At 44.2% G+C, this 18,559-nt stretch carries 19 protein-coding genes; 3 read left to right on the top strand and 16 right to left on the bottom strand.

Annotated elements, in window-relative coordinates; genetic code table 11:
* Positions 1-117 precede the first annotated feature (117 nt).
* Positions 118-438 (bottom strand): post-transcriptional regulator, encoded by a 321-nt coding sequence (locus tag TV75_RS14635; protein ID WP_044339537.1) that lies wholly within the window; start codon positions 436-438, stop codon positions 118-120.
* A gap of 124 nt (positions 439-562) precedes the next feature.
* Between TV75_RS14635 and spoVB the strand changes: the two genes are divergently transcribed.
* Positions 563-2,113, top strand: a complete 1,551-nt coding sequence (gene spoVB, locus TV75_RS14630; RefSeq protein ID WP_044339536.1) for a stage V sporulation protein B — start codon at positions 563-565, stop codon at positions 2,111-2,113.
* 76 nt (positions 2,114-2,189) lie between these two features.
* On the opposite strand, the gene TV75_RS14625 is transcribed toward spoVB, so the two are convergent.
* Positions 2,190-2,840: a DUF421 domain-containing protein gene (locus TV75_RS14625; RefSeq protein WP_044339535.1), complete on the bottom strand. Its 651-nt coding sequence runs from the start codon at positions 2,838-2,840 to the stop codon at positions 2,190-2,192.
* A gap of 70 nt (positions 2,841-2,910) precedes the next feature.
* A complete protein-coding gene (locus TV75_RS14620; RefSeq protein WP_044339534.1) occupies positions 2,911-4,206 on the bottom strand; it encodes an ArsB/NhaD family transporter in 1,296 nt (431 codons plus the stop codon).
* A 162-nt stretch (positions 4,207-4,368) separates the two neighbouring features.
* Between TV75_RS14620 and TV75_RS14615 the strand changes: the two genes are divergently transcribed.
* Positions 4,369-4,740, top strand: coding sequence for a TIGR04086 family membrane protein (locus tag TV75_RS14615; protein WP_044339680.1), 372 nt, complete (start codon positions 4,369-4,371; stop codon positions 4,738-4,740).
* Between the two features lie 74 nt (positions 4,741-4,814).
* On the opposite strand, the gene yajC is transcribed toward TV75_RS14615, so the two are convergent.
* The 13 genes from yajC to nadB form a co-directional block, all read right to left on the bottom strand.
* Positions 4,815-5,081, bottom strand: a complete 267-nt coding sequence (gene yajC / locus TV75_RS14610; protein WP_044339533.1) for a preprotein translocase subunit YajC — start codon at positions 5,079-5,081, stop codon at positions 4,815-4,817.
* 41 nt (positions 5,082-5,122) lie between these two features.
* Positions 5,123-6,262 (bottom strand): tRNA guanosine(34) transglycosylase Tgt, encoded by a 1,140-nt coding sequence (gene tgt / locus TV75_RS14605; protein WP_044339532.1) that lies wholly within the window; start codon positions 6,260-6,262, stop codon positions 5,123-5,125.
* A gap of 53 nt (positions 6,263-6,315) precedes the next feature.
* On the bottom strand, positions 6,316-7,341 hold the full coding sequence (queA, locus tag TV75_RS14600) for a tRNA preQ1(34) S-adenosylmethionine ribosyltransferase-isomerase QueA (RefSeq protein ID WP_044339531.1): 1,026 nt from the start codon (positions 7,339-7,341) through the stop codon (positions 6,316-6,318).
* Between the two features lie 39 nt (positions 7,342-7,380).
* Positions 7,381-7,563 carry a DUF2905 domain-containing protein gene (locus tag TV75_RS14595; RefSeq protein ID WP_044339679.1) on the bottom strand — a complete coding sequence of 61 codons (183 nt, stop codon included), beginning with the start codon at positions 7,561-7,563 and terminating at the stop codon, positions 7,381-7,383.
* 14 nt (positions 7,564-7,577) lie between these two features.
* Positions 7,578-8,579: a Holliday junction branch migration DNA helicase RuvB gene (ruvB, locus tag TV75_RS14590; protein ID WP_044339530.1), complete on the bottom strand. Its 1,002-nt coding sequence runs from the start codon at positions 8,577-8,579 to the stop codon at positions 7,578-7,580.
* Positions 8,580-8,607: 28 nt separating this feature from the next.
* Positions 8,608-9,219 carry a Holliday junction branch migration protein RuvA gene (gene ruvA, locus TV75_RS14585; RefSeq protein WP_044339529.1) on the bottom strand — a complete coding sequence of 204 codons (612 nt, stop codon included), beginning with the start codon at positions 9,217-9,219 and terminating at the stop codon, positions 8,608-8,610.
* 194 nt (positions 9,220-9,413) lie between these two features.
* Positions 9,414-9,962 (bottom strand): intercompartmental signaling factor BofC, encoded by a 549-nt coding sequence (locus TV75_RS14580; protein ID WP_082051296.1) that lies wholly within the window; start codon positions 9,960-9,962, stop codon positions 9,414-9,416.
* A gap of 220 nt (positions 9,963-10,182) precedes the next feature.
* Complete coding sequence (locus TV75_RS14575) at positions 10,183-10,920, bottom strand: YhcN/YlaJ family sporulation lipoprotein (RefSeq protein WP_044339528.1); 738 nt, start codon at positions 10,918-10,920, stop codon at positions 10,183-10,185.
* A gap of 103 nt (positions 10,921-11,023) precedes the next feature.
* Positions 11,024-11,998, bottom strand: a complete 975-nt coding sequence (locus tag TV75_RS21205) for a phosphotransferase (protein ID WP_052504571.1) — start codon at positions 11,996-11,998, stop codon at positions 11,024-11,026.
* Position 11,999: 1 nt separating this feature from the next.
* A complete protein-coding gene (gene safA / locus TV75_RS22195; RefSeq protein WP_052504570.1) occupies positions 12,000-13,568 on the bottom strand; it encodes a SafA/ExsA family spore coat assembly protein in 1,569 nt (522 codons plus the stop codon).
* Positions 13,569-13,728: 160 nt separating this feature from the next.
* A complete protein-coding gene (gene nadA, locus TV75_RS14560; protein ID WP_044339527.1) occupies positions 13,729-14,835 on the bottom strand; it encodes a quinolinate synthase NadA in 1,107 nt (368 codons plus the stop codon).
* A 2-nt stretch (positions 14,836-14,837) separates the two neighbouring features.
* Positions 14,838-15,683, bottom strand: a complete 846-nt coding sequence (gene nadC, locus TV75_RS14555; RefSeq protein WP_044339526.1) for a carboxylating nicotinate-nucleotide diphosphorylase — start codon at positions 15,681-15,683, stop codon at positions 14,838-14,840.
* Complete coding sequence (nadB, locus tag TV75_RS14550) at positions 15,652-17,250, bottom strand: L-aspartate oxidase (RefSeq protein ID WP_044339525.1); 1,599 nt, start codon at positions 17,248-17,250, stop codon at positions 15,652-15,654. The genes nadC and nadB overlap by 32 nt, the downstream gene beginning before the upstream one ends.
* 121 nt (positions 17,251-17,371) lie before the next feature.
* Here nadB and TV75_RS14545 point away from each other — a divergent pair, with 121 nt between their 5' ends.
* Positions 17,372-18,517, top strand: a complete 1,146-nt coding sequence (locus tag TV75_RS14545) for an IscS subfamily cysteine desulfurase (RefSeq protein ID WP_156142457.1) — start codon at positions 17,372-17,374, stop codon at positions 18,515-18,517.
* Positions 18,518-18,559 lie beyond the last annotated feature (42 nt).

The raw sequence follows: 18,559 nt of genomic DNA, 5'->3' as shown, positions 1-18,559 counted from the left end.
CTCCTTGCCGTTTTAAAAACCATACGAACTATGTGCTTCAAAAAGTAATATAATTCCTGAAATCTTCAATATTCTCATTATCTATGAGAAAGAAAAAGGTGTCAATTTCTTTTCGGACTATTTTATGTGCTTATTAGGACGAAGAAGTTCGTTCAACTCATCCTCATTCACATCCGCGAACCAATTGGGAGACCTGTATGCTTCAATTGTTTCAAAGCTCATATACTCCCCGGGTTTAACCGTTAACACATCACTCACTAACTGAAAGAATTTCACATCTATTTCGGGTTTCTTCCATTTCTTCTTCGTTAGGTAGGACCAAAGTCTGTCGACTTCAGCTTCTCCATACCCAAGGATTTCGAATTCTTCTACTTTGCTGATAAGTGCTGGTTCCAAAGATTCATAAAAACGTTCATAAGGATGCTGATTATTCTTCATTCCCGTTCACCCCATCTGGGCTATATTTAGCCGGAATTGTTCACTACTTGTCATGCTTTGTCCACCCTTGTGCATATACATCATTGTATACGATAATACCAATTTTGAGAAGGCAGGGAATTTTATGTCAAAATTTCTGAAAGGCACCATGATCTTAATGATGGCCGCCTTTATTACTAGGATATTAGGGTTTGTAAACCGGATCGTCGTCGCGAGATTCATCGGTGAAGAAGGCGTCGGCCTGTTTATGATGGCTTTCCCGACCCTGATACTTGTCATCACCATCACTCAACTGGGCCTTCCTGTAGCCATTTCGAAAAATGTGGCTGAAGCTGAATCAAAAGGGGATATCCGGAAAGTAAAAAAAATCCTGGTGGTTTCCTTATCGATCACACTCGGACTTTCCATCATCTTCACCCCGGCTCTCATTTTGCTTGCTCCCTACTTGACAGAAACTTTATTTACAGACGATCGAATCTATTATCCTTTGGTAGCCATCGCACCGATCATTCCGATTGTAGCGATCTCCTCCGTCATCAGAGGATATTTCCAGGGAAGACAGAACATGAAGCCATCTGCTTATTCCCAAGTCATCGAGCAAGTGGTCCGGATTACGTTGATTGCCGTCTTAACCAAAACCTTTCTTCCATATGGGATTGAATACGCTGCCGCAGCTGCGATGGTAGCATCTGTATTAGGGGAACTCGCTTCCCTGCTTTACCTGTTCACAAGCTTCAAATTAAAGAAAAAATTCAAAATCAGACGAAACTTCTTCAAATCGATCCGAAATGGCCGGGAGACGTTTAATGAGTTGATGAGTGTGGCATTGCCTACTACAGGGAGTAGAATGATCGGGTCGATTGCCTGGTTTTTCGAACCTATTGTCGTTGTCAATAGCTTAGCCCTTGCCGGAGTGGCGGCCGGGGTGGCAACGAAACAGTATGGGTCCCTTACAGGGTATGCCCTCCCTCTCTTGTTCCTTCCGTCATTCATCACACTCTCATTATCACAATCTCTTGTTCCAGCCATAAGCGAAGCGAACTCTCAAAAGAACTTCACATCAATTGAGTACAGGTTACAGCAGGCGTTGCGATTCTGCTTGATTACGGGTGGAATCTCCGTCGTCATCCTTTACATTTACGCCAAGCCTCTCATGCAGGTGATGTACGGTAGCGAGAGTGGTGCAGGCTTCTTGATGATCATGGCCCCCTTCTTTTTATTCTATTACTATCAAGGGCCCCTGCAAGCCGTACTGCAAGCCCTTAACCTTGCGAGAGCCGCTATGATCAACAGCTTAATAGGTGCCGTGGTGAAGACCGGTGTCATCTTCATTCTTGCCTCACAACCCGCTTTTGGCATCAACGGAGCTGCTCTCGGGATTGTCACGGGCTTTATGCTCGTCACCATGCTTCATTTCATGACCATCCTTAAATACATTCCGATGACGATCTATTTACGGGATTACCTTAAGATTGGAATCGTACTGATCGCTACAGGAGCATGGGGTCATTATTCTTATCTATACTTTTTCAGCGATGAAGGCCTTTTGTTCCGCTTATTATTTGGAGTCACGTCTTCAACGGTTGTGTACCTTCTCCTTTCAATCGCCCTTAAGCTTATCCTTAAAAGCGACCTTGCACGTATTCCATTTATCCGCAGGTTTATTACGATATAATTTCAACGCACATGAAAAATCCTCAACAATGTTGAGGATTTTTCACATGAACGGTAACAGATCCTGCGTTTTATAACTATGGATTTCTTTCATCAATATAGAATTCCCCGTTTTGAAAGCTGCAAAAAGAAATCTCATGTATATTCTTAAAGCCTCTCTCCCTCAATTCCTTACGTAACCAGAAAGCCGTTTTTCCGATCATATCCAGATGAGTGGTCTGGACCTGTCCATCCAGTATAAGCGGTAAGGTCAAGGACTGAGAGCATTCCTCACTGTCATCTTTCTTTAATACCGATAGTTTTCCCGATGGTTCTAAAATGGCAAATTCAACATCTGCCACATTGAAGATATCTTTTTCTCTTAATTGCAGGAGTAAATCATCATAGTTGTACCTCTGCTTCTTCATCACCTTATCATCGATTTTACCGTTATGGATGATCACTGACGGTTTACCATCTAAAAGCTCACGGAATGATTTGGATCGCAGGGAAAACCAGGCAAATACCATTTGAATCATTACAATGACTCCCATTGGAAGCATCGTGTGGATAATGGGGTCCTTGGGTTGCTCGATGGCCATGACGGCCATCTCTGCGATCATGATGAATACCACCAAATCGAGTATGCTTAGTTCACCGATCTCTCTTTTCCCCATGATTCGAAAAATAAAGATGATCAAAAAGTAAAGAAAAAGAGTGCGTATAATAATAATAAAATATTCCTCCACTGCTTTTCCCCCTTCATACACATGTCACTATGTAGTATCGACAGATAGGGAAAATTAATGGGAGGAATAATTATCCACCCAAGAATGGCCGGATGTATTTGAAATACACGTAGACCGTTGATACTGCAAGGGAAATCAGTGTCACCGGTACACCGATAAGCAAATATTGATAAAACTTGATATGTACATTTTCCTTGGATGCAAGGCCCGCAATCACAAGGTTGGAAGAAGAACCAAGCAATGTACCATTCCCGCCTAAACATGCCCCTAGTGCCAACGACCACCATAACGGATCCATATTGACCATCCCGAACTCTCCAAATTCCTGTATGACCGGAATCATGGCAGCGACAAATGGAATGTTGTCTACAATGGCTGACAATAAACCGGTTCCCCACAGAATCACAAATGCCGTTTTCTTCATATCCCCATCTGTCAGCCGCAAAATTTCACGGGCGATTTCATCTATGAAGCCCGCTTCTTCTACCCCTCCCACAAGAAGGAATAAGCCCATAAAGAAAAACAGTGTCCCCCACTCCACCTCCTTTAATATCGATTCCGGAGGATAAATCTTTTCCAGAAGCAGCATTAACAGAACAGCCCCGGCAAGAGAGACGGTCGTTACATCGAGATGAAACATCGGGTATAAAGAAAAACCGGCCAACACCAGTCCAAGCACGAACAGGGACTGAAGGAGCCCTCTGTCTTTCTTTAAATACTCTTCTGCATTGATTCCTTTAAGGAGTAATTTCCTGTCTTCCTTGACAAAGAGGACTTCTCTGTACAGAACACACATGATAAGTAAAGTAACGACGTAAACCATCAAAACGACGGGTAATAAATTTTCAATAAAGGCATTGAACGTAAAGTGTTTAACCGCCTGACCGATCATCATATTGGGCGGGTCGCCAATTAGAGTCGCCGTTCCACCAATATTACAAGCGAGGATCGTCATGATGAGAAAAGGAATGGGAGGAAGTTCAAGCAGCTTCGTCAATTTAAAAAGGATCGGCACTAATAACATGGCAATCGTTACGTTAGCTAAAAAGGCAGAGCCAACCGCAGCCAATAAGGAAAATAGTATGAGAAGAGCCAGTCCATTCCCGTTCACCCATTGAGCAAACCGAATCGCGATATACTCAAAGAACCCCGTTTTACTTGTCAACGTCACAATTAACATCATGGAAAACAGCAGAGTGATGGTTTTCCAATCTATATACGTAAACAACGCCTTCTCAATGGGAAAAGCTCCGATTAAAAGCATGGCAACACCGCCTGCCATGGCAGCGAGTACACGGTTCCATTTTTCAGTCATCAGAAGGATGTATACGGAAACAAACACAATCAACACGATCATCGGAGACATGGTCACAGCCCCTCCTTCTCCAGGAAGTTTCATACTAGTCTATGAGGCTTGACCACAAAAAATTTCTAGTCTTTTTCTAATGTTGGATGAATATGCTTGTACTATCACATGATTAAAATTTATATAGTTAGAAGGGAGAGGACCATCATCGAGGCGAAAAAAATGGGAGGTGCCGTTCTATACGGGACAACAACCATATTTGTCATAGCGATTGTCGCAAGCTTATTATTCTCTTTACTGCTTCGGTTTACGGAATTGACGGAAAGCTCCATCACATTATTTGTCACCATCATATCGTTTCTGTCTTTATTTGTTGGAGGATTTATGTCTGGTGGGAAAGGAAAGACAAAAGGATGGGTTCTGGGGGGATCAACAGGGCTCATTTACACCCTGGTCATTTTCTTATTTCAATACCTCGGATACGATAGTCTGTTTTCAATGGAGCAGCTCATCTATCACGGCTGCTACATCCTCACAGCCATGATGGGAGGGATCCTCGGAGTGAATATGAGTGGTGGAAAAAGGGATAATTAGTTCCCTCGCCGAATAAAAAAGGGTCCCTCCCAAAGTGCCTTGGCACAATGTTGAGGAACCCTTTTTTATTATACTTAATCTGCTCTCACTACTTCTCTGATCGCATTACGATCATATGTAAGACGGCTGCCGTCACCACATAGGATGACTACCTTTCCTTCTTCAATCGCATCGATCGCACCGTGCAATCCACCGATCGTGATGATTCTATCACCCTTAGCAAGCTCATTTTGCATTTTTGAAATGGCTTTTTGACGCTTTTGCTGAGGACGGATCAGTAAAAAGTAAAACAGAACGAACATCAATATTAAAGGTAAAATTGTTCCTAAACTTCCTCCCATTCTTTTCCCCTCCTTTCATCTATCTATTTATGGTTTAGCTTTTAGAAGTTTTTCGCATCAGGTCGGTTGAATCCGTATTGCTCGAAAAATTCTTCTCTAAAGTCTCCCAGACGATCTTCACGGATCGCTTGTCTGACTTGCTCCATTAATTTTAACAGAAAATGAAGATTATGATAAGTCGTAAGGCGAATTCCGAACGTTTCGTCACATTTAATCAGATGGCGGATATATGCACGGCTATAATTTTTACATGTATAGCAGTCACAATTCTCATCGATCGGCCTGAAATCCCTTGCAAACTTAGCGTTTTTCACGACAAGGCGGCCTTCGCTTGTCATAAGCGTACCGTTACGGGCAATACGGGTTGGAAGGACACAGTCAAACATGTCGATCCCACGAATCGATCCATCGATGAGGGAATCAGGAGATCCAACACCCATTAAGTAACGCGGCTTATCCGTCGGAAGATGTGGAGTCGTGAAATCCAGAACGCGGTTCATGACGTCCTTCGGCTCCCCGACAGAAAGTCCTCCGACTGCATAGCCAGGGAAATCCATGGATACAAGATCACGGGCACTTTGTTTACGGAGCTCTTCGTACTCCCCGCCTTGCACGATCCCGAATAATCCTTGATCATGTGGTCGCTGATGAGCAGCCAAGCAGCGCTCTGCCCATCTGGATGTACGCTCTACGGAACTCTTCATATACTCATATTCTGCAGGATACGGCGGACATTCATCAAAGGCCATCATAATATCAGAGCCAAGGGCATTCTGAATATCCATTGCTTTCTCAGGACTGAGGAAAAGCTTATCTCCATTCAAGTGATGACGGAAATGTACACCCTCTTCCTCAATCTGGCGAAGCTTACTTAAACTGAACACCTGGAAGCCACCGGAATCGGTCAGGATGGCACGGTCCCAGTTCATGAATTTATGAAGGCCGCCTGCCTCTCTTATAATCTCGTGTCCGGGGCGTAACCATAAATGGTATGTGTTGCTCAGGATGATCCCGGCGTCCATCGATTTCAAATCCTCTGGAGACATGGTTTTTACTGTGGCCAACGTTCCAACGGGCATAAAGACCGGCGTTTCAAATGAGCCGTGTGGCGTATGAACGCGCCCCAATCTCGCTCCGGTTTGTTTACATGTTTTGATTAACTCATATTTTATTGCAGTCAACGTGCGAATTCTCCTTCCGCTTTAAGGGGTTAATAATTTGTTACATGGATGTATTACTTAATAAACATAGCATCTCCAAAGCTGAAGAAGCGGTATTGTTCTTTGACAGCCGTTTCATAGGCATGCATGACGTTTTCCTGCCCTGCAAAGGCACTGACCAGCATGATCAGGGTTGATTTCGGTAAATGAAAATTTGTGATCAGCCCATCGATTCCTTTAAACTCGTAGCCGGGATAAATGAAAATATTGGTCCATCCATTTTCCTCCACGAATGTTCCGTGTTTTGACGCAATGGTCTCAAGGGTACGCGTAGACGTTGTTCCGACCGTTATGATACGGCCTCCCTTTGCTCTGACCTCGTTCAAAAGACGGGCCGTCCCTTCAGAAACCTGATAGAACTCTGCATGCATATCATGTTCCTCAATCGTATCGACGGAAACCGGTCTGAACGTCCCTAACCCCACATGCAGGGTAATGAACGCAATATGTATACCCTTTTCTTTCAGTTCTTCCAGCAGTTTTTCCGTAAAGTGAAGACCAGCCGTCGGTGCTGCCGCTGAACCTCTTTCCCTTGCAAAAACGGTTTGGTAGCGGTCCTGTTCTTCCAATCGCTCGCGAATATATGGAGGCAGGGGCATTTCTCCCAATTCATCGAGAACTTCGTAGAAAATCCCTTCATAATGGAATTCAAGAATTCTTCCCCCATGCTCTTTTAAGCCGACACAGGTTGCTCTTAACTTTCCGTCTCCAAAGACAATCTCCGTCCCTACACGAATTCGTTTCGCAGGCTTGACCAGCGTCTCCCACTGATCTCCATCCTCTTGTTTCAGAAGAAGCACTTCAATATTGGCACCCGTATCTTCTTTTTGTCCAAAAAGGCGTGCCGGTAGTACTCTTGTGTCATTTAAAACGAGACAATCCCCTTCGTTCAGGAAATCTACGATATTTTTAAATTGGAGATGATCAATGGATCCATCCTTTTTATCCAACACCATCAATTTACTCTCCGAACGATTTTCCAGAGGGGTCTGTGCAATCAGTTCTTCCGGTAAATGAAAATCAAAATCTTCTACTTTCACAATTTGTCACCCAGCTTACTTAAATCTCACCCATGAATCCTATTTAAATCGCCCAATTAAATAAAAGACAACGGAAAGTATAACACTTACCAGAATAGAAGTCATAAGTGGAAAATAAAATGTTGTGTTTTCTTTTTTAATGATAATGTCTCCAGGAAGCTTGCCTATTTTGATAAATTGCATGAGGAATCCAATTATGAGAATGATTCCACCTATAATCATCAGTACCTTTCCCGTCAATTGTCCGGCACCTCCAACTGGAAATGTTCGTATACAAGATGCGTGACAATCCTTCCTCTTGGCGTTCTTTGGAGAAATCCAATTTGCAAGAGGTAGGGTTCGTATACATCTTCAATCGTGTGTGATTCTTCCCCAATACTCGCTGCGATTGTATCAAGTCCCACAGGTCCGCCTCTAAAGCGTTCGATGATACCTTTAAGGAGCTTGTGATCGATATGATCAAGTCCAAGTTTGTCGACTTGAAGAAGCTCGAGGGCTTCACTTGAGAGGGTGGTTGTAATATCCCCATTCCCCTTCACCTGGGCAAAATCCCTCACCCTTCGTAATAATCGATTGGCAATACGCGGTGTCCCTCTTGACCTGCGCGCCAACTCCTCGGACGCGGTCGCTTCGATTTTTGTGTTTAAAATTGCTGCTGTCCGTTGAACAATTTCATTCAACTGTTCTTCATTATAATATTCCAATCGGCATAAAACACCAAACCGATCTCGGAGCGGGGCCGATAATGCACCGGCCCGGGTCGTCGCTCCCACGAGTGTGAAAGGCGGAAGGTCTAAACGGACAGACCGGGCACTCGGACCATTTCCGATCACGATATCCAGACAAAAGTCTTCCATCGCCGGATAAAGAACTTCTTCAATGGCACGTGGCAAACGGTGAATTTCATCGATGAACAGCACATCACCAGGCTCCAGTGCCGTTAACACCGCAGCTAAATCTCCCGGTCTCTCAATAGCGGGACCGGATGTGGTACGTAAGTTCACGCCCATCTCATTTGCGATGACAGCAGCAAGGGTCGTTTTACCCAATCCAGGTGGACCGTAAAGAAGAACATGATCCAGGGTTTCCTGACGCATCTTGGCCGCTTCAATGAATACCTCCAGATTATGCTTTACTTTATCTTGCCCAATATATTGTTTTATTGTCTGCGGACGCAGGGAATATTCAAAGGAATCTTCATTTAACTCTGATTCGCCTGATACGATTCTTTCTTCCATCCAGACTTCCTCCCTTCATGGAATCCACTTATTTCAATAGGAGCTGAAGAGCTTTTCTGATGATTTCGTCCGAGGTATGCCCTTCTCCTTTTAACTTTGGAGTGATTTTCTTGATTTCACGTTCAGAATAGCCAAGGGCTTTAAGGGCAAGAATCGCTTCGTCAAAGGCCTCATCCTTCCCTGAGGATATTTCTGCCTCCTCGGGATTTGAGAATAAACTAGGAAAATAATCAGGCACAACATCCTGAAGCTTCCCTTTTAAGTCCAGTATCATCTGACGCGCCGTTTTCTTACCCACCCCGGGGAATTTCGTTAAAAAGCTCTCATTCTCTTCTTCAATGGCGGTGATCACCTGCTGGGGAGCACCTGAGGCCAGAATCGCCAAAGCTCCCTTTGGACCAATACCTGAAACATTTAATAGTTTCATAAAAAGTAATTTCTCTTCCATTGCCAAAAATCCGTATAGGGCAATGAGATCTTCACGCACATGCTGATATGTAAAAATCTGAATCTCTTGATTTTGATATTTAGAATAAACAAACGGATTCGCCGTATATAACTGATATCCGATCCCATTATTCTCCACTACTACATATTCAGGACCGACTTGACTAACCGTTCCTTTTATATACTCATACATCTATTTTTCTCTCCCTATTAAAAAACCCTGCGTAAAAAGTCATGTAAAACCTATTGTATCATATCACTATTTCCTGTGATCGGAAAGAGTGATGAAAAGAGAAACACTTGTTCTAATTTTATCAGATTGAACCAGGATTGGGCAGAAAAAAATTCAAAATAAAAAACCAGTGGCGAGCGCACTGGTTTTCTCTGTTATTTTGGCACCAAGTAAGGTTTAAATTGTTCGAGAACCTCTTCATACTCTTCCTTCGACTTTATAGGGATGCCTTTGACTAAATCATCATGTCGTTTACTTTCAAGTCTCTTTACATCAATCTGGAAGAAGGACTGAATGATTTCTGCCTGTCCGGGTTTCCCATTGAATATGGAGAGGACGCCATTGTCAGAAATACCAAAATATCCATTCGTCTTTAATAGTGGTGAAATATCATCCATCTGTTTTTGAAACACGATCTGTTCTTCCGTCATATCCATCAGCTGCCAATCCTCATATGCAGCCCAGAAATCTTCCATGCTCCAAATCGTTTCCTGTACGATTTCCTCACTCACTTCACCATCCAGATATACTCTTTCAAGTATGACTGTGATCGTGTGGGCGGAAGTTACCTCTGCAGGCGTTTCATTCAGCTCCTCAAGAGAGCCCCCGTCAGCCGCCTGCTTCTCTTCTGTATAAAAGAATGTGAAGTAAAAAGCACCTATTAACAACATCACCATAAACACGATTCGAACCTTAATCGTCATCGTGATCACCTCGAACTTAATTTATGTAACGCTCTATCCACTAGTCTTGCCAAACCCTGTTAAGAATATCCAGTCCGGAGTGAAATTTTTCAGGAGGGACGGACCTCGGGGGGAGTGGAGTTTTTTACCACCCTCACTAAAGGGAGGAGGATGCACACACCGGAGCTGAACAAAAAAAGACTACCAAAGAGATTGAACTCTTTAAGTAGTCTCACACTTGTTACTCATTGATACGGTTCTTCACAGATTTAAACATATCGTGCATATCAAAGTTGATTCCTTCTCTTGGTCCGCCGTCACGTAAATCATTGTCAATATTCCTGACCCGACTGAACGTCCCTTCATCAGTCACAACGGAAACGGACCTTCCATGAAGATAAGGCTGTACGGCTTTTGTGACCCGAGCTTTCGTTTCCTCGATTTTGCTGTGGTCATCCAGCTCTACAGCAATGAGGACATCTGAACCATAAGCAACCGCACGAACGTCGCTGACATTTTCAACTTTCCCTGTGACATCGCCAATTTTCTCAGCTAAGTCCCCTTCATAAGCTGTATAGTAAGATCTCTTGGCATTTCGTGTATTATCATCAAGGTGTCCATGGTAATTCGCATCGCCATGGCTTGCGCGACCGTCTTGTGCTAAGAAATTCTCATCATAGTTGGCAAGTGGTCTTGAAGGATTTTTAGGATTCCCATTCTCATCCCTTACTTGAAGGAAATCTCGTTTCTTTTGACGGATATCCTGACCCTCTTTCCCGACAGAATGGTCATACATTTCCGTTAGAGGTCCGTCCCTCTCATCTCCCTTATCTCCCCCGTGGCCTTCGTTTGAATAGAAGCCTAGTGGCTCATAGGAGTCTGTGTATCGATCTTGAGCTTCTTCTTCTCCACTATTACATGCAGCAAGGCCCAATGTCATGACGGCTGTTAATGGTACCATGAATAATCGTTTATTCAATGGTGATTCCTCCTTCAACCCAATTCTCGAGCATATTATGTGCTCACCATTAGGTTGTGAAAGGGGCTCACCTTTCATTCGGGTCAAAGTTTGGAGACATCCCCTACAATTGGGTATTGATCCTTTTCACTTCCCCATGCAACTCTTGATTGAATTGCATTCGCTGTGGGAATTGGTTAAGGGTTAAATCGATTAAATAACCCCACACACGCTGTTTATAGGATTGATCTTCGCGGATGAATCGATTCCACTCACGAAACACATCTGACGGATACATTAAACCAAGATAAAAGATAAGCTCATCCTCGTAGGATTGAAACGGAGTCTGGCGCTTGATGTCAGTTAACGTCCAATTTAAATATGGTAAAATCCGGTTGCAGAACTGCAGGTCATCGGTTAATTCTGTAGAAATTGACATTAAATCAAAGTCGATCATATACACGATTCCATTCTTTCCTCTTAAAAAATTATGATGTGCTACATCTCCATGAGTAATGCATTTTCCATTCTCATCGATGCCGATTGATTTTAATTCTTTCAGTGCCCACTTCCCCCATTCTAAATACGTATACAAATAATAAGGTTGAATGAAGGCTTGTAAATAGGGAAGATTATATTGAAACTGCACCATTCGTTTTTTCCATTTTTTCAACCATTGATATCTGGGAATCTCTGTGGTCCATGAATCCCGGATTGTTTTTGTTACTGAATGAAATTTTTTCAGGACCTTTAATGCATCTTCCCGATCTTTGGATTGATCATAACGTATGGATTGAGACGTTTCTAACCACGCCGTAATACCGATTGTCGATCCTTCAAATAATAATATCTCCCGCTCATGAATAGGATGAAACGGCAGGACGTGATAGAATTTTTCTCTTAACAGCGTTGAAATCAGCCGCTCCTGCTGTAAGAATTTCAGTTGATTTGGAAATCGTTTCACAAACCACTTTCTACCATTGCTTTTCAGCTTCCATTTCCCTTCTTTTAACATTTTGAGGGATGCTCCCGGATCGTTCAGCTTATATTGTAAAAAAGAAAGGAGACGATGTGAATAATCGTCCCCCCGTACATGCATGTTAGCCCTCAAAGTCATCGTCATGGAAGTTCGGCATGGAAAATGCTCTTGGACCAAACATTCCTTGAGGTCCCATCGGCATTCCCATTCCCTGACCTTGAGGTCCCATCGGCATTCCTTGACCTGGCATTCCCTGACCCATCATCCCTGGTCCGAAGCCGTATGGTTGTTGCTGCATTCCTTGAGGCATTTGTTGTGGCATTTGCTGTTGCATCATCGGATGATGCATCATTGGCCCATACCCTTGAGGTCCACCGCATCCGCAATCACCTTGATCATTTGCTCCCATTACCCCGGATGGCTGACCCATCGGCATTTGACCGCCCATTTGTGCGCCCATTACTCCGGATGGCTGACCCATTGGCATTTGACCGCCCATTTGTGCACCCATTACTCCGGATGGCTGACCCATTGGCATTTGATAGCCATGCATCATCGGTGAAGACGGAGACTCTTCCGACATCGCTCCCTGTACTTGGCCTCCAGGTCCCATTGGATATCCACCCGGCATTCCTCCCTGGAAACCTGGTCCCGGCATGACAGGAGAGACCGGATAGCAATTCTGTGGCCACATCATGGCCGGTGATACCTGTTGTGGCATTTGAACCGATGGATAATCGTCTTCATCTGATACACCCATCACTCCTGACGGCTGACCCATTGGCTGCTGCATAGGCATTTGCATCGGCTGCTGCATGTGCATCGGCATCTGCATCGGCTGTTGCATCGGCTGTTGCATCGGCATTTGACCATGCGGCATGTATGGCATAACGGAAGAAGATTCTTCTTCATATCCCATTTGAGGCATCATTGGCATCTGCTGCATTCCCGGCATCATGGATGCCCCCTGAACCTGGCTCCCAGGACCCATTGGCATCCCTTGGCCCATCGGCATTCCATATCCTCCTGGCTGCATTCCCCATCCATGTGGTGGACAGAAACCTGGTCCTGGCATTACCGGTGATACAGGTACGCAATTATTTGGGTTATACATAGGTTGGGTGTTCCCTCCTTGTGGTTGTGATGGCATTTGTAAGCTTTCTTCTTCTTGAACACCTTGGACGGCTTCTTGCTTCGGTTTTGGCTTAGGTTGTTCTTTTGCTTTCGGAAGTACATTAGTAGGTTTAGGCGGCGTTTGAGGTTTTGGTTTTGGCTTTGCTTGCTGCTTTGGCATTTGCATTTGCATATTCGCCATATTCATCATGTAGTAGTTGTTAATATCGATTTCCGGCACTACTGGTTGAGGCATTTTTGGAGCAAACGGCTTTTGTGCTTCTTTCGGCTTTTCTTTCTTTGGCTCTTCGACTGGCATGGCCATAGGCTTCTGCTCTTTGAACGGATGCTCTGCTTTAGGCATCTCTTTCTTAGGCATTTCCTTGGACCCGTATTTGATTTGTGTCTCTTTTTTAACGGATCCGCCTGTAGTCGGCACTTTAATTTTCATGCCAGGCATGATCATATCAGGGTTTGATAGCTGGGCATTCATTTGTTTTAACTCTTCGAAATTCACGCCATACTTCTTGGCGATTTTCCATAGAGTATCCCCTTTTTGAACAATATGGATTTTCACTCTTTTTCCCTCCTCAGGCATAAGTCTATATATCCTATGACAAGATAGGCAAATTGCTAATCATCTACATAAAAACTTATGTGTGTTCAAAAAAAAATATACCGTCTCAGGCGATGAGACGGTATATTTCGGCTTGGTCTTTTCATTATTTATATATTCATTAAGCACGGCTTAACATGCGTTCTAAAGCGTATATTGCATTTTTTGATACATCTTCATCGACTTTAATGATATTTTCCGGTATTCCTTCAATAATTCGCTCCAATGCCCACACTAAATGTGGTAAGTCGATGCGATTCATCGTTAAGCAAGGACACATATAAGGATTAAGTGAAACGATGTTTTTATCCGGATGCTGATTGATCAGTCTCTTCACAAGGTTCATTTCTGTGCCTATCGCCCATGCAGAGCCCGGAAGAGATTGTTCGATGGTTTCGATTATAAATTTCGTGCTTCCATTCAAGTCTGATTTCTCTACCACTTCGCGGCGACATTCCGGGTGGACGATAATCTTCATGTCAGGATGATTGTTCCGGATTTCTTCTATATTCTTCTCTGTAAAATTCTCATGAACGGAACAATGCCCTTTCCACAGGATCACTTTCACGCCATCAAGGTCCCCATCATGGATCATCTCGTTTCGAATCGGATCCCATACTGCCATCTCACTCAAGGAAACACCAAGATCAGCTGCTGTATTGCGCCCTAAATGTTGATCAGGCAAGAATAGAATCCGCTCTTTCTGCCCTAATGCCCATTCAACCATTCTATGTGCATTTGATGACGTAACCGTCGCTCCCCCATTCTTTCCTACAAAGCTTTTGATGGCTGCTGTGGAATTGACATACGTGAGGGGAATGATTGTGTCACCAAATATCTCCATCAGTCTGGTCCATGCCTTTTCCGTCTGATAAATATCGGCCATATCGGCCATGGAACACCCCGCCCTCATATCAGGCAGGATGACAACTTGATTTTCATCCGTTAAAATATCTGCCGTTTCAGCCATAAAATGCACTCCGCAAAACACAATGTATTCCGCTTCTTTATTCTGAGCGGATATTTGGGCAAGCTGAAGAGAATCACCAACCGCATCAGCGAATTGGATCACTTCATCTTTTTGATAATGATGCCCCGGAATGAAAAGCTTCTTTCCAAGTAGAAGCTTAATTTCCCTCACCCGGTTCTCCATCTCTTCTGTCGATAGACTTGTTATCGATTCAGGCAGAACTCCTGTTTGTTTCGTTAATTCATCAAGCAACCCCATATTCATACCCCTTTCGCGATTCCTGCACGTGCGCTGATATCAAGTGATTTTACTGAATGTGTCAAGTATCCGAGGGAGATATAGTGAACTCCTGTAGCCGCATAGGCTGAAAGACATTCCCTCGTAATACCTCCTGAAGCTTCTGTCACAATATGTGGAGGAACAAGCGCCATCCACTCACTTATGGTGGCAGGAGTGCAATTATCGAACATAATGACGTCTGCTCCGCTTTCAATCGCCTCCATCAGCTGCTCCCTCGTTTCAATTTCCACTTCCACTTTCACCATATGACCGATTTGACTTTTCACCTGCTTGACAGCATTTGTAATCGATCCGGCAAATGAAATGTGATTGTCTTTTAACATGACGGCATCATAAAGGCCGTTTCTGTGGTTGAATCCTCCCCCCGTCCTTACAGCATATTTCTCAAGCATCCGTAACCCCGGCGTTGTTTTCCGGGTGTCACATAAGCGGACTCCACTACCCTTCACCTGCTCAACAGCCCGGTGGGTTTCGGTTGCTATCCCGCTCATGCGCTGGATCAAATTGAGGACAACCCGTTCAGCCTGGAGAAGATCCCTCATAGGACCCCTGATTTCTGCAATCAATTGTCCCGTTTCGACCTTTTCCCCATCTTCAATGAACACCCTTGACTGGATCGATGGATTGAAGAGCCCGAACCCAAGCTCGATCACATCTTTCCCACAAAATATCCCTGTCTCTTTCATCAGGAATGAAAAAGATCCTTCATCGTCTTTAGAAAACAGGATTTCCGATGAGTGATCTCCATCCCCGAGATCTTCACGATAAAACTCTTCAAGCATAGATTTTAGTTTCATTTTGTTCATGATATTCCACCCTCAATCGCCCATCTTTGTTTTGTAAAATCATTTTTCGTTTGAACCATGTTTCATTATCTTCCAGGGGATAATCTGATCGAATATGCCCTCCCCTGCTTTCTGTCCGCAATAAAGCGGACTGAGTGACGAGTAAGCTTACAATCCACATGAAGTATGTATGAATCTCTTCGCGTGAATTGAAATCGATATGCTCATGAAATGTCAGGGGTTGGGATCTTAACCAATTCAGATGAGTCATCAGTCCATCATCTTTACGGATAATCCCTACATGTTCCATCATTTTTTCTTTCACATCACTGGATTGAAAAGGGATATGTGCCGACTCTCCTTCTTTAATGGGAGCAATCGAAGAGAGCAGAGGGGGTGAATGATTGCCTGCCCCTGCCCCCTTTTGAATAAGGTATTTTCCAAGCCGGTCTCCGTATACTAATCCTTCCAGTAATGAATTACTGGCCAGCCGGTTGGCTCCATGTATACCGCTGCAGGCTACCTCTCCTATCGCATATAGTCCCGGAATATTGGTCCTGCCCACACGATCGGTCACTACTCCCCCCATCATGAAATGACATCCGGGAGAAACAGGGATCTTCCCTTCCTCAACAGAAATCGAATGTTTTGAGCAAAGGGAGGAGATGGAGGGGAACTTCTGTTGAAAGTCTTCTATTCTACTTATATCTAAATACACTTCTCTCCCTTTCTGCCGCTCCTTAAAGATGCTTTCAGCCACAATATGGCGTGGTGCAAGCTCCAGGAGGGGATCCACTCCCTCCATGATCCTTTCTCCCTTATCGTTTAGCAAAAGAGCTCCTTCCCCCCTTACTGCCTCTGAGATAAGACCGCATGTTTTCCCGTTCAGCCAAAGCAAAGTCGGGTGAAACTGGATGAACTCCATATCCGCAAGTTTAGCACCGGCAAGAAAAGCAAGGGCCATTCCATCACCCGTTACCGCCGGATGATTGGATGTAGAGGGGTACAAGCCCCCGATCCCTCCCGTGGCAAGAACAACGTGGGAAGCGAAATAATAGCGGATAGCGTCACTGTTATCCTTCGTTTTCACCCCGCAACAGTGACCCCTTTCATCTTTAACAAGCTCATAAACCATTTCACCTTCAATAAATTCGACTTTGTTTTTTGAAAGGGATTTCAATAAATGCTTAACCAAATACTTCCCTGTCTGATCTCCCCCACTATGCAATATGCGATTTGAGCTGTGGGCTCCCTCCATCCCGAGGGAAAGACTCCCATCTTCTTTCCGGTCAAAAGGGGCCCCTTCGTTGACCAGGGATTCTACGATTCGTTTTCCATCTACAATGAGTTGATTCACGCTATCTTCATCCTGATGATAGCGTCCTGCTTCTAATGTATCTTTATAATGAGCAAGGACGGAATCATTGTGTCCTAAAGCTGCTGCAACACCACCTTGTGCAAGATATGAGTTGCCACTTACGATTTTATCCTTTGTGATAATCATCACATAAAAATGATCTTGAAGTTGGCGTGCCAATTGCAATGCTGCAATGCCACTTCCAACGATCAAAACATCGGCCTTTTCCATCAAAAACCCTCCTGATTATTTACAGGTGTCTTGACACATATATTTACACATATTTAAACTAATGACAAGAGTTTTTTACAAGACTCATATATTCAGACTATTTTAAACAAAGGCAGGTTACATGATGAACTATTTTGATTACGCTGCTACAACCCCTATTGACCCTGAAAGCCTGAATGTGTATCAAACAGTCAGTGATGAGTTCTGGGGGAATCCGAGCAGTCTTCACGACATAGGCGGAAAAGCACAGCTTCTACTGACAAACTGCAGAGAAAAATTGGCTGGAATCCTTGGTGTCCCGTCTAAAGGGATCTACTTTACTTCCGGGGGAACAGAAGGTAATCATTTAGCCCTTGTCACGCTCGCACTAAGCAGGAAGGACAGGGGAAATCACATCATCATTGGTGGTGCAGAACATTCATCCCTGCATTCCTCTGCCGCTTTCCTTGAACAATGGGGGTTTACCGTGACGAAGATCCCCACCACGTCTCAAGGATTGGTTCATCTAAAGAAACTGGAAGAATCGATTTCAGAAGAAACAACCGTCGTGAGCATCGGACATTGCAACGGGGAAATCGGGACGATCCAGCCTCTCCGGGACATCAAGAACCGGCTTGAGATCAATGATATTTTGCTGCACAGTGATATGGTCCAATCTTTTGGGAAAATAGACATCACGGGATTCACTTCCATCGTAGACAGCTTCACTGTATCATCTCATAAAATTTATGGACCAAAAGGAGTCGGAGCCCTTTATATCAATCCTTCTATCGATGTCAAACCTATGATCCCCGGACAGTCACATGAGGATGGCTTCAGGGGAGGAACGGTGAATCTGCCCGGAATAGCAGGGTTCGTTACAGCCGCAGGCATTTGTCATGATTCCTTTTCAATCCCGCATTATGTCCGGTTGAGACACCATTTCTTATCACTTTTAGAAGAACTTCTCCCGGGTTCCTACACTCTCTATGAGGGACCCGCACACGCACAGCTGCCACATGTAATCGGCCTTGGAATCCATGGGCTTGAGGGTCAGTGGCTCATGCTTGAATGCAACCGGAGGGGGATGTGCATTTCCACAGGGAGCGCTTGCGGGACAGGGACTCTGGACATGTCGAAAACACTGGCCAGCATGGGGGTCGATCAAAGAGCGGGGAAAGAATTCATACGCATTTCATTTGGGAAAGAGACAAAGGAAGGGCATATAGAGAAACTAGTTCACACATTATACGAAATACACGGTGCTCATGTATCTTCCTTAACTTGAAGAACAAGTTGTGGTATGATTTCCTATATAAATTGGGGACGG

It is taken from the genome of Rossellomorea aquimaris (assembly GCF_000935355.1).
Lineage (GTDB): Bacteria > Bacillota > Bacilli > Bacillales > Bacillaceae_B > Rossellomorea > Rossellomorea aquimaris_B.
The sequence above is the reverse complement of the archived record's forward strand: the minus strand, read 5'-3'. Positions and strand labels throughout refer to the sequence as shown.